At 62.3% G+C, this 13,077-nt stretch carries 6 protein-coding genes; 2 read left to right on the plus strand and 4 right to left on the minus strand.

Features of this window, described 5'->3' with window-relative positions; genetic code table 11:
* The first annotated feature begins 69 nt into the window (after positions 1–69).
* Positions 70–540, plus strand: coding sequence for a DNA mismatch endonuclease Vsr (gene vsr, locus XB14_RS08815; RefSeq protein ID WP_077961233.1), 471 nt, complete (start codon positions 70–72; stop codon positions 538–540).
* On the opposite strand, the gene XB14_RS08820 is transcribed toward vsr, so the two are convergent.
* The 3 genes from XB14_RS08820 to XB14_RS08830 form a co-directional block, all read right to left on the minus strand.
* Complete coding sequence (locus tag XB14_RS08820) at positions 490–6,363, minus strand: DEAD/DEAH box helicase (RefSeq protein ID WP_077961234.1); 5,874 nt, start codon at positions 6,361–6,363, stop codon at positions 490–492. The two genes, vsr and XB14_RS08820, sit on opposite strands and share 51 nt — an antisense overlap.
* 2 nt (positions 6,364–6,365) lie before the next feature.
* The gene (locus XB14_RS08825) at positions 6,366–8,279 is read right to left on the minus strand and encodes a hypothetical protein (RefSeq protein ID WP_143348300.1); all 1,914 of its coding nucleotides are present in this window, start codon (positions 8,277–8,279) and stop codon (positions 6,366–6,368) included.
* A 129-nt stretch (positions 8,280–8,408) separates the two neighbouring features.
* Positions 8,409–10,142 (minus strand): hypothetical protein, encoded by a 1,734-nt coding sequence (locus XB14_RS08830; protein WP_234804011.1) that lies wholly within the window; start codon positions 10,140–10,142, stop codon positions 8,409–8,411.
* Between XB14_RS08830 and XB14_RS33530 the strand changes: the two genes are divergently transcribed.
* Positions 10,116–10,898, plus strand: a complete 783-nt coding sequence (locus tag XB14_RS33530) for a hypothetical protein (protein WP_234804012.1) — start codon at positions 10,116–10,118, stop codon at positions 10,896–10,898. The genes XB14_RS08830 and XB14_RS33530 overlap by 27 nt on opposite strands.
* A gap of 33 nt (positions 10,899–10,931) precedes the next feature.
* Here the strand turns inward: XB14_RS33530 and XB14_RS08835 are convergent, their stop codons facing one another.
* A complete protein-coding gene (locus XB14_RS08835; RefSeq protein ID WP_234804013.1) occupies positions 10,932–12,749 on the minus strand; it encodes a DNA cytosine methyltransferase in 1,818 nt (605 codons plus the stop codon).
* Between the last annotated feature and the right edge of the window lie 328 nt (positions 12,750–13,077).

Consider the following 13,077-nt stretch of genomic DNA (forward strand, 5'->3'; position numbering starts at 1 on the left):
TCATACCCCCATTTGGATCTCACGCGGCCTCGCCATCATCCCGCCACCGAGATTGCATATGGGCAACTCATGGATCTCGAAGCAACGCCAACGGTCCGTCGACGCATGCAGCGCACACGCGGGCGCGACAATCCGTTCGAGGTTTTGATAAGATCGCAGCTCTACGCGAGAGGAATTCGCTATCGGGCTCATTATCCGGTTCCCGGAATGAAGCGCATCACATGCGATGTCGCCGTGCCTAAACTAAGAATCGCCGTTTTTCTCGACGGCTGCTTTTGGCATGGGTGCGACATCCATCCGCCATCTGTGAAGAAGAACACCGCCTTCTGGCTGGAGAAGATTGAACGCAACCGCGCGCGTGACAGAAGGGTCCGTGAGCACCTCGCCGAGATCGGCTGGACAACTCTTCGATTCTGGGAGCATGAGGCGGTCGAAACGATCGTGAGGATGATCGTTTCGACCGTCGAAGAAAATAGAGCAGCGAACCCCTTACCCTGCAGCAGCGCGCGCTCGTTGCAGGACGTGAAGCGGCCGCCTTGACAGTTCGAAGCTGTCAACAGCGACATAGCTCCTGTCGAGGCCCAGCATATCGAAGAGCCGTTCCCTGTTCCACAGAGGATGGACGACAACGCCCCAGCGGCTGTTGCGCTCATCGAGAGAGAAGACCGGAATGTCCGGCCTACCCTTGACGCTGGAGACCGTGTTGCCGGGGATGAACGTCTTGGTCTGGAGTGCGAGATCGCTGGCGGTTTTTGACCAGTCTTGCAGTTCGAAGTGGCCGTAGTTTCCGTCGATGCCGCACTCGTAGCATGGATCGACCATGGCCCTCAGGTAGGAAAGGCCCAGCCGCCAGTCGAGAAGACCGTGGAAGTTCCTGTTGTTGTACCTCTGCAGGCACCTGTAGCAGGACGCTCCGCACCGCTTCATGTGCTCGGGGTCGGCGATGTCGGTTCTCGGCCATGCGCCTTCCTCGTCGAGGATGCTGCCTATCAAGGCGGAGACCGGGATGGTGCTGTCGCCCAGCAGATGGCGGCAGAAGCCCGAGCCGTTCGGCAGCGCGTCCGATATCTGCAGATAGGGCAGACGCTCCCCGCTCGGCGAGTGCATGATGTTCGGCGCCAGTGCGTCGAACTCCTCCGGCGCGATGTCGAGATCGAGGGCAGCGCGCTGGACGATGATCTCAGTCGCCGAGATCGCCGCAGCGCGGACGCTTGTGCGGGACGGCTCGCGTCGGCCCATGGAGAGGCCGATGTCCATGTCGAGCAGGCGCAGGTTGGGGTTGAGCTTGACCGGTCCGATCTGCAGCGAGTTCGTGACCTTGGTGGAGGCGAGCCAGGCGCTGATCGGCGGTTCCTCGACAGCCCTGTATCGGCCGTTCTGGTCATCGGCGAGGACGTCTGTGGAGATTGCCTGCCCCGAGAGCTTCAGAAGCGGCTTGTCCGCCCACCACCAGATGCGCTGGGCGTTGGTGTCGACCGTTTCCTGCACCTCGAAGCCTGTGAAGTCCGTGTCGTCCCTGAAGCCGGGATTGACGAGGAAGATCTCGGACTGCTCGGCGAAGTTGACGCTGAGATTTGCGTCGGTCTTCTTCTCGTCAGGCTTGCCGAGGCTGGCGAGCGTCATGCGCTGGCCGACCTTGGAGGCAAGGTTCTCGTCCGTGGGGATGAGCTCCGTGCGGTAGGCCGCGGGCGTGATGCACCGGATGCCTGTGTCGGCCAGAGGCGCATCGCAGGACTGGCAGGCGGGGGTGTGTTCGGTGCCCCTGCTCCATGCGCCGCACTGGCCGCAGAAGCGGAGGTGGAAGTCGTCCTTTCTCCAGTCCGAGATGGGATCCACCGGGCCGTCGAAGTTCGTTGCATGCTGGTCGGGGTCGAGCAGCACGCCTGTGAACCCGATGCAGCGGTGGCGCAGCTTCTCCCGCGTGCGCACGCTTCCTGGAGCGAAGTCGAAGATCGCCATGTCCTGGTCGCGGTCGATGGTGTCCCACTCGGCCTCGAAGTTCCCCTTCGCGTTCGCCTTCTTCAGCTCAACGTAGAGGTTCCGCGACCGCGTCGGCATGCCGTATAGCGGCAGCAGTCCGCGTTCGGCGAGCGCCGCGGCGATGCCCACCGCCTGCAGCCCGAACTCCTCCTCGAGACCGTCGACATGGGCAAGGACGGTGTCAGCCGAGACCTTCTCCATGATCTTCTGCAGATCGCAGCCGGACACCGCGGCGAGGATCGTCGCCAGCCGGACGCGCCTGTGATCCGTCCGCTCCAGCGCATCGGCCAGCCGATCCCGCCAGTTCATGTCCTGCCGGAAGTATTCCCTGCAGTAGAGGAACTCGCCGTGGATGTCGCCGGGAACGACATCGTCGCCAGCCCATGTCCCACCGCACTCTTCACGCAGGATGCGGAAGGCTTCGACGAGCCAGAACTTGCGGAGCAGTCGAGACGGAATGTCCGTCAGTCCCGTCGTGATGAAAGGCGGCGGCGGAGCCGAGCCTGTGATCTCGACCGGGTTGTGGAAGTAGTGGATGTCGTGGCTCTTGCTGCGGCAGACCGTCAGAACCGTGGAGAACGCCTGTCCTCGGCGGCCGGCGCGACCCACACGCTGCTGGTAGTTGAACCGCTGCGGGGGCATGTTGCCCTGGTAGACGGCCTGCAGGGAGCCGATGTCGACGCCCACTTCCATGGTCGTCGTGACGGAAAGCAGATCGGCCGTGTCGAACAGCCTCCGCCAGCGGAAGTCCTCGTCGCTCTCGTTGTCGTCCTTGACGAACACGCCCTTGAACTGCTGCAGCCGCTCGGCCGGGTCGCTCGTCTGGCCCGTAAGCTCCTCGCATTTGAGCCTGAAGTGCGGCTCGTCGCTCGAGATCGCGCGCATCACCCTGCGTCCGAGGAAGTTTTCTCCGGATATCTTCGAAGCCGTCAGATCCTCCGGACGGGTGAGCGTCTCCCCGCATCGCGTGCAGCGTCCAAACCCGGAGTGGAGATGAACCCGGCCGCAGCGTTTGCACCGCCAGGCGGCTCCGGCCGGATCGGCGGCGCGGAAGTAGAGCATGCTGATGTCGATCGATCCATCGCCCCGGGTCTGCTTGAGTGTGGTGCGGAGCTTGTCGAGGAAGTCGTTGCACTCCTGCTCCGGATGCTGGAGGATCCTCTCCATCAGACGGCGGAACTTGTTATCGCCCCTGCCGAGCATGTCGAACGCGTTGCTCCAGGCATTGCGGGTCACGTCCTGGAACTGGTTGGGCGTGATCCGGTAGGCGTCTGCGAAGATGCGCAGCATCGCGTCGTCGCACGACTTCTCAGGCGAGTATTCCTCGGATCCATAGAAGCTCGGCCATCCGAGCCCGGTCTCCTCGAGTGCGAAGTATGTCTTGCTGAACAGGAGGTCGGTCGCGTCCAGCGGCTGATCGTCCTGGATCCTCTCGCGCGCCTTTCGGATCAGCTTGAGCTGCTCCTCGGGAACGTCGTGCTTCCACGATATCTGATCGCTTCCATCCCTCTCGAAGAACTCGTACCAGGCGTGGCGCTTGTTGATCCGGTTGAGCTTCGTGTCGGCGCCCTCGACCGGGGTGGAGCCAAGCTTCATGAGTTCCGTCAGGATCGGACGCGTGAGGTTGCCCACCTTGTCGCGCTCGAACTCGAAGAGATCCTTCAGCGGGATGCTCGGAGGGTGGCCGGCTGCGTCCTTTCTCTTCTTGAGTGCCTTGAGACGCGGCTGGAGATGGTCGGCATCCTTGTCCTCCATCATCAGCGCAGTGATTTCCTTCTTGAGGCGCTGGTACTCGGCCTCATCTTCGGCGACGTAGGCATGATCGAGCGCAATGCGGGTCGCCGCCGAGATGAGGATCTCGCGACGCAGGTCGCGCTGGTGCTGGACTTCGACCTCCAGAGCCAGGTTTGCCGCATCCTCGCGGCTGTCGGAGAAGGCGACGAGCTTTCCGTCCCCGTCCTGCGCCTTCAGCGAGGCGACCAGTTCGGTGGCGAGGAGCTGGGAGGTCTTGCCGAAACCAGTCCTGAAGCTTCGGATGGGCGATAGACGGCCTTCGCGCCTCTTGGAGTTTGCCTGCCGATATCGTCCGGAATAGTCGGTTCCGCACTTGGCGCAGCAGAATGGAACGGCAGTGCCGTCGTCTTCCATCGTGCGGCTTTGGAACCCGTCGGTGCCTGACCAGCGAAGCAGGTGGCCCGGCACGTCGCCCTTCTCTTCCCTGTCGCTCACGACCCCCGTTCGCGGATTGAGGTACCCCGGTGTCCAGCGATACGGTGTCCTGCCAGTGCGGATCTCGACTTCGGCTTGCCCCTGGCTCGGCCAGAAGAGGGCGAATTCGCGGTAGCTGGCATCCTCGAACCTTATGGAGGAGGCGCTTTCGGGAAGCTTCTCCAGTTCCTGCGGAGCCGGAAGCAGCGAGACCCTGCGCGACGAGCCGGGATCCGTCTCCCCGCGCTTGCCGCCCAGATAGAGATCGCCGCACGCCTCGCAGTAGAGCATCTCGAAGAGCCGCTTGCGGCCTTCCTGATCGGCTTCCCCGTCGTAGTTCTGGCCACGCTCGATGCTGGGGGGTCCCCAGACCACGGTGCCGTCATCCTCTCTGTGAATGGAGGCGAACAGACCTTCGATGTTGCGGACGAAGCAGTGCATTCTGAAGCCGGGCAGCGCTGCGACGTCCGCACGCTTGGGAGCCAGTTCCGCTGGCAGTACGGTGGCCGGAAGGTCTGGGATCGCGCGCAGTGCAAGCAGGCCGCGGACGGCTAGCCTGTCTTCGGTGTCGAACAAGGCATTGCCGATGTCTCCGACCGTGCGCGGGAGCTTGGATCCCGGTTTTTCGGGGTTCTGAAGCGCGAAGTCGAGCATCGCGGCCGCAGTCGCCGTGGCCTCCTCCAGCATGGTGGCCGGGTTCTTTCCGGAGGAGCCGGGGATACTGGCGGCCGCCGCGAGGAAGCGGTCAAAGAGTTCGCGGGGGTTTCGTCGATGATCCAGTTCCTCTAGCGCGCGTGCGAGATTGGCGAGGCTTTCGCGCGACGGCATGGCCTCCGGGCGCTGGACTTTAATCGGACGGCCTGTGACGACGCTCTGTCTCCAGGCTTGATCGATGTCCTTTGCTCCTGCAGTTCCAGCGTCGCCGAACATGTTCTTCAGGTAGTCGATGCTGGCAGGAGCGTTTTCCTCGTCCATCGGCAGCGAGGCGGACGACGACAGGATGCGGAGCTTGTGGGCATGCGCGGGATCGGCCAGCCCGAGCCGCTCGAGAAGCACCTTGAGAAGGCCAGCCATTTCGGCACCGGCCGAACCGCGAATCAGGTGCAGCTCATCGAGCACGAGGTAGAAGCGCGCGTCGTCGTTCTCGGTCAGCCATGCGCGTGTCTGGGTCAGGATCGGATCATCGACTTCGCGGACGAGCATCGCGTTGAGGATCGACTGGTTGGTGACGAGGATGTCGGGTGGCGTCGCCTGCATGTCCCAGCGCGAGATCAGTTCGGCGCCGTCCGTCGTGGGGAAGATGTAGCGCAGGTCGGGATCGCCCTCGCCCGCCAGACGCTGCTGGATGGACTGGTATCGCTGCAGTTCGGTCTTCAGCTCCTTGCGTGCGCGCGCATTTCGCTTCTTCCATGCCTCGTCCTTGCCCTTGCGGGGATGTCGAAGGAACCCGGTGACGGGGGACTTGCCCGTGTATCGGCCGAAGAAGATGCGGTTGCCATTGAAGTGGCGCGCCATGACATCCTGAGCTTCGTCGGAATCGAGCGCCTTGCGCAGGCGAACCATCTGGTCTTCGACGAGCGCGTTGAGCGGATAGAGGATGAGAGCGCGTACCGCCTGTGGCCTGTCGGGGTGCTCGTTCCTGCGGTGGTGCTGGAACTCGTGTCCCTTCTCGAGCCACAGGTCATCCAGAGGCTGCAGGGGCGCGGGCCACGATGCCGCTTCCCGCGCGAGCTGAGCGAGGATCGGCAGCATGAAAGCTTCCGTCTTGCCGGAACCCGTGCCCGAGGTGACGATGCCGGGGGTTCCGTCGCGCGCACCCTTCTCAAGCATCTCGACCTGATGGAGATAGGGCGCGTAGGCACCCCTGAGCTCTTTGCTGGATCTGTCCCGGTCGAAGAGGCCGGAAAGTGCGAGTTCCACGAAGGCCTGTCGTTCCGCCTGCGAGAAATTGCGGAGCCGTCCTTCGGGATCGCCGATCAACCCCTCAAGGCCGTATCCGATAGGCTCGTAGCGTGGAACGGCCTCGAAGATCGGGTCGAGCGCAAGCTGCCCAGGCGTGGTCAGAAGCTCCCTCCTCAGCGCCGACACGCGCGGATCATCGATCCGGAACGCCGTGTCCAGATACGCGAGGAATTGGTCGATCATCCGGTTGAAGCCACCAATCGGATCAAACATGGTCAGCCCTCTATGTTTATGAAATATTCGTCATATTCGTGCTCGTCTCCCGCGACCGTCGCTGCGAGCCACTTCGCCTGCCTCAGGAAGACCATGACCGCATCGGAAAGCTGCATCCACGACGGGGTGCGAGCGAGCGCTCTTGCCACAGCTTGCATGGCGGCCCCCTCCAGCTCACGTCCTGCAAGGACATCCACCGCCTCGCGGACCCTCTCTTGATCCAGATTTGTCATCGGCCAGAGGCCTTCGAATTTCGCGGATCCAGGACGTGGCGCCTTCGAGGGCTTCAGCGGGAACAGGTGTCGCAATGTGGAATCCGGGATCGGGACGCGTAGCCCGTCCACGCCCGCGCTTGCGACAAGCGCGAGGTTGCGCGGAAGACGACCGACCCTCCTCATCGCGATGATCTGGGGAAGCCAGTATTCGCACGGACCGCTCGTGATGCTGCATAGGGCCGCGGCGAACAGCGCCTCGGGCCGCTCCTTCGCCTTGTCGATGGCCTCCCTGAGGCCGGAATGCTCGTCGTTCAGAAGATCCGTCAGGGAGATCTTGGTGGGGTCGCAGAAGACTACAGCGGCATCGTTTCCGGCGAATGCCGTGGCAATGTCGACGGCGGCCGCAGCGGAGTCAGGCCCGAGCACGACCGGAACGACGTCTGTTGCCGTTGCGACGACGGCGGCCATTTCAGAAAGTGTCAGGCCGGTTGCGACAGCCAGAGCATCGAGGGTTTTCTGCCTCTGCTCGTCCGAAGCAAGCGGCGGAGCAGCCGGGATCGGCCCCTCGGACTGTTCGGCCGCGACTGGCACCGGGGCGACCGGCTCTGCGGCTGCGGGCACGGCAGTCGCGATCTGGGCCATGTCATCGCGCAGGCGGGCTACCTCGTCGCGGATGGCGGCGGCTTCGCGGGAAGATTCGCTCCTTATTCCTTCCGCCGCACTTACGAGCAGGCTCCGCAGCGTCTCCTCGTGCTTCTCGGTCTCGCTCCTGAGGAGCGCCTCCCGGTGGGAGAACGTGGCGAGCTTCGCTTCAGCGTCGGCGACTTCGGTCCGAAGGGCAGCAAGACGGGCGCGCTCCACCTCGGTCTCCCTGAGGAGCCGCTCTTCCAGCTCGGTTCGCAGGCGCGTCCTTTCCGATTCCTCAAAGGCTGCGAGCCTCCCCCTGAACGCGGGATCGCGTCCCAGTATCACGGGCAGGATGTCGGCGAGCTCGCTGCGCTTCGACAGATGTCCCGCTATGGATGCCAGATCAGCCTTTTCCTCGTCGCTGATGGCCCTGTCTGCCAGCAGGCGAAGGAGTTCTGCAGGCTCCATAGAGCCAGCGCCGCCGGGAAGGCTCAGCACCTCCTTCGATCTGGAAAGCCACCGCTCTACCGACTGGCGGATCTCCTCCTCCGACCGTAGATCGGTGCCCTTCGGCTCCGACCATTTGGGTGGGGAGAGGAACACGACGAGACCATTCCCGAGCTTGATGGTTTCGGGACGGTTTTCGAGCGCAGCCGTGTCGACCGACCTCAGGGACGGCTGGCGCAGTCCGTAGCGTCCCGCTGGCAGAGCTTCGAAACCCGATGTCAGCCAGTGGCCGGACCGGACCTCGATCGCCGAGACAGATGCGTCGAGCGGAACGTGCAGAGAGCCTTCCGAAAGGGCCGAAAGCAGTTCCCCAAAGTCGCCGTCCTGCGGGCTGTAGCCGACATTGAGCCTTGCGGCGGTCGTGAAGGACACGGCATCGACCTTCCCCGGGCCTGCGTTGTCGTTGACGATCTTCGGAAGCTCGAAAACGGAACCCCGGATTCTGGATGCCATGGTCGATATTCCGCCCGCGAATGCGGGAACGGAGACGTCGTCCTTCTGCACGACCAGCTTCTGCTCTTTCTCGCCGCCGACCAGCCAGAAGGAGCCCGTGCCGCCCAGCGCCATCTTGCTGTCGCGGGTTTCCTTTTGCTTGCCGCTTTGGGTCTCTCCATTCCTGACTTCAACGATGATCGCGACATCGTGCGCGAGCACCTGCTTCACTCTATAAACCGTCTTGCCTGATACTGACATGTTCTATCTCTTTTCGGCCATCACGCGTGCGATCCGCGTTGTCCGTGATCTGCTGTCATGGATCGCCCGGCCCCGGTTGGAGGCCGATGCGAGAAACCTGTCGATCCACTCCGTCCCTTTCGCTTCCGCTTCCGCTTCCCCCTCGTCTTCCTCTTTGTCCGTGACAGGCACGAGGCGACAGATGGCCCAGAGTGAGGAAGCTCCGACGGCATACTGGTACCGCCACCCGTCTTTGGACAAACCCGGAGCGGCATTGCAGAGCACCCTGTCGGATGCCCATCTCGCCCAGCTCGACGGCAGGAGGACGCGTGAGCGCCGTGCCCGCAGGATGCCGCCCGACTGGAAGAACATCGGGCCGCCACTGCGCAGATGGTGAGAGAGGATTGCCACAGACGGCGAGACATAGGTCTGCACAGGCTTTCCATCGACGACCGAGCGGTAGAGGAAGGGATTGCGTGATTCCTTCCTTTCGAGCCTGTAGAGACCGTCGGCAACTTTGTCGTCGTAACGGACTGAGAAGAAGCCGCGCTCCTCGTCGAGCCTGCCGATCACCTGGTAGCCGTGCACTCCGTCGGGATCGCCTACATCGCCGAGCGCCAGTTTCGGCGTGGGCTTTTCAGCGATGGCCATCCTTTCGATGAAGTCGCGGCGCACGCGCTCGTCCGGACACCTGACGGCATATCGGGGCAGCGCCCACGTCGACAGGCCGTTCCATGCCTCGACTTTGGCTCCGGCCGCTCCTGCTGCGGCGTGAAGGCGTTCGAGCACCGCGATCGGAGTCGGGCCGCTGATCCTGACGAGATCCGGGCCGACGCACTCTGCCATCAGCGGGTTCTGAAGTATCCGGCGGACGGGGAAATGGCGCAGCAGTGTCATCTCCAGCCAGCCAGCGTCGGAGAAGGATCGAAGCAGATCCCATTCAGAGGGGCGGTCGGCCCCGGGCATGCCTCTCTGAATGATCTCGACGGCCTCGGAGAACGAAAGTCCCCGTGCCGTCCGCTCGTAGAGGGCTTCGCCGATCGTCACCAGTTCATCGCAGGGCGGGGCGCGCTCGCCGCTCCACTCCTCGACCGTGGAAACAAGCGATGGCACCGTGCCGTGGTGGAACTCGTCCTCCGAGATCTCCCTTGAGAAGTCGAAGGAAAGGCGGCGGAGATCGCCGACCTCGTTCGCCCGCGGGACAAGCAGTATCTCGCGGTTTTCCCGGTGGCTGCGGGCGACGAACGTTCCCGAGTGGATCCCGTCCTTGAACGACAGGCCGTCATCGCGCGGAACCATGTTGATCGGCTTGCCGTTCTTCTCGACACGGATGGCCGCCGGTATCGGGCCTATGATCATAGGAGCCAGCGGTGCGCGGCCAAGGTAGGCACCGCCAACCCTTATGCCGTCCCGCCAGCCGAATTCCCTCGGGGCGCCCACCGTCTGGACTCCGCCTCCGACCTGGTTTTTGAAGTTGGCCACGACCCATCCGGCGTTCAGTCCGGCAACGGAGCGGATTGCGTCGGTGTCGCATTCCGCGAGCTTCGAACTCTTCATCAGGAGGATGTTGGATGCCGATGTTCCTGCCCGGTATCTGCCGAAGCCGAGGTTCTCGAGAAACACGATCCCGTTCCGAACGAGCTTCCCAAGAGGCTTGGGAATGAACTTGAGCGCCTCCTCCGGGCTCGAGATCGCCACCCGGTCGCCAAGCGGCGAGACCCGGAAGAGCTCGTGCTCGCCGAAATCGCCCTCTGCCACCTCGATGTCCTCGAGCGCAGCCTGTTCCGCCACGATCGAGTACCAGGCCTGCCAGAAAGGTGTTTCCATGTATTCGCGCACGCCGCGTTTCCGCGCGTCATCGAACTTTCCGAAATTGTACACGAACGACTGCATCGTCTCGCCGCGCATCTTCGATGTCTGGATCTTGTTGGCGACGGTAAGGGCGTCGAGAAGTCTTTCCGGAGGAACGAGGTCCCTTACCTTTCGCAGTTCCACTTTGTGACGCCATGTTGGAAAGGCCATCTGGAGCGTACGGCCGATCCGGCGAATGTGGCTCGGAATGTTCTCAGGCAGCACAAGTTCAATCCGGTGTTCCCGCCAGAGAAACTCCTTCAGGTGCTCCCACATCAGATCGAGGCCGTTCATCGGGAACCCGGTGAAGTACTCGTTGAGCTGCTTTGCGAGAAGGTCGTCGCGGAAATCCCGATCTCCGGGCTTTCTTGTCTTGGTCGTCTGGATCCAGCAGAGGAACACGAGGATCCTGACATAGTCCGGCGCATTTCCCTTCCGCGGTACCACATCTCCGGAAAAGCGCTGTTTGAGGATATCGATGTGCGGAAGGGTTTGGATGAGCCGCTTCCGGGCCTGTTCCAGATCATCGACCCCGAAGATATCGAGAAGATCGTCGTCGGCGACATAGACGCTGGCTATCGGCCCCGTGCTGCCCGGAGCCAGAAAATACCTTTCGATACATTCCGCCTCGAAGTTCCTCAATCTGTCTTTCCCTCCCCCTAAGACATACTTGAACCGAAGCCTGCCTCACCCTTCCTATCGGTAGCGCAGGTGGTCATTCGCAACCTTGCCCCTGCCCTTCTGACGTGGCGGCTTGGGGTGAAGGACGAGATGCGGTGCCTTGAGCGACGCGTCGGCCGACATGTCGGTTTCTTCAAAGGTCAGCCGCGCGAGGCGGAATGTTTCCTTGTCGCTTCCCAGCAAGACGGCAGCTCCGTCCTCTGGGATTGCCAGGGGAGGCAGGTTGGAGACACGACGTTCGGAGAGCTGGTCGTGCAGAAGCTTTAGGCGTGCACGGAGGTACCGGACCGGAATGTCGAGTTCCATCCGTCCCGGCTTCGAGCCCAAGATGGCAAGAAGCTGCACGATGGCCCGGTCGATAGCGTCCACGTCGCCTTCGCGCGTCAAAGGCAGCGCAACCAATTCCGCGGGACCGACCCCGCAGCGCTGCTGCTCCTCGTAGACGGCGACGAGATCCTGGTCGGTGAACTTGTCGCGCGAGGCGCGCCATTCATCACGGCGACGAAAACGCAGTGGCGTCTCGCTCAATCGATATCCATTGGCGGCGACAGCGTCGGCCGCAATCGGTTCGCCCCAGCCCACTGGCCAGTACGTTCCGGCGCCGTAGCCGTCTCGGGCACGCTCAGACTCGTTCTTCTTGCCCATGAAGCGCTTGACCATCTTCGGTAGCTTCTTGCCGTGAGCCAGCGCGTCTTTAGTAATCCTCGCCTTCACCCCTTCGGCGCCATGAAGCAGGTGCGGAATGAGCTTGGTCATGAAGAAGGGCGGGACAGCGTTGCCAACCTGCTTGTATTGCATCCCGCGCGGCCCGTTGAATTCGAAGCTGTCCTGGAAGCCCTGAAGACGCGCACCTTCTCTGACCGAAAGAGGTCTATCATGCAGCGGATGCGTGAAGCAGCCAGAAGTAACGTTCCCGAAGCCGGCAGAAATGGTGTAGGCGGGCGAAGCCTTGTGCAGGCGACCGTAGAGTGTCGCGTAGTCGGTCAGGCGGACGCGGCGAAAACGATCTGGCAGCAGTTCCGGCGGGATGTCTTTCCAAGAACCGCCCTGAGGCACCTTGGAGATCCGCTTTCGATTGAGGTCGGTGAGAATGTTGCACCAGTGGTTCGCAACCTCACCATCGGAATTCGCGACGAACCGTTGAAACGCAGTTGGCGCAGACGGTAGCTTGGTTGAAGCTTTCCCGTCACGGCTGGGCGGGGCTACCAAGTCAGAGATAGCTTCGGAAACCGTAACGTAGGCGGATAGGCCGTGTCTGCCATCGACAGAATGCGTCGGCTTCGGAAAGGTGGACGGAATCGGATCCACCGATGCTATAAGGAAGAACCTATTGCGGAGCTGTGGAAGGCCGTAGTCGGCCATATTCACGACGTCGGCGAAAACGTGGTAGCCGCGATCCTCGAAGAGGGTGAACAGCTCCTTCACAATGACGAGGTTCTTGCCGTAAACGACGCCCGGAACGTTTTCCATGATAACGCGCTGCGGACGCCGTCCAGCCGCCGTAAAGCCGTCCAGCAAGCGGATGAAATGTACGAAGAGCGCGTTGCGCGGATCATCGAGGTGGAAGACGCCCATTGTGCTGACGGCCTGGCATGTCGGCCCTGCGAAAAACCAGTCGATCTTCTCGATTTCCGCGCGCTCAATCACGTCGGTCGCCGATACCAGCGAGACATCGCAGCAATCGACTAGCGCTTCCGGATGGGCCTTCTTGAAGGTCGCCGTCGCGTTCTTGTCAATGTCGAGCGCCCATTTCACTTTCAGATCTGGGATTGCAATGGCCGCACCAGCCGACATTCCGCCGCAGCCGGAATAAAGATCGATAGCAGTCTGCATGATTCCCCCAAAATCTTGCGGTACCCTATCAAGACCAATTGCATTCTGCGATGGCATTTGAGGTGACCGGATTAAATTTATACGTGTTTCTGCACAAAAGAGTTCGCTCCGGGAGTACTGTCCGGACGCAGATCCGCAAAGATCTTCGATTAAGGACGCTTAATGGCACTGCAAACTGACATAGCGAAATCTTGCCGTGGCATCGTACCCATGATGGGTGTCGGCGCTGCCCCCTCGGGTGGGAGATTGACCGAGCGCGCGCATGGACCCGAGGCAGGGGTTGTGTGCTTTCTCGGCTAAGCGAGTTGCCAAGCGTGCTCGGTCTGGA

This window comes from Ensifer adhaerens (assembly GCF_002007205.1).
Classification (GTDB): domain Bacteria; phylum Pseudomonadota; class Alphaproteobacteria; order Rhizobiales; family Rhizobiaceae; genus Ensifer; species Ensifer adhaerens_D.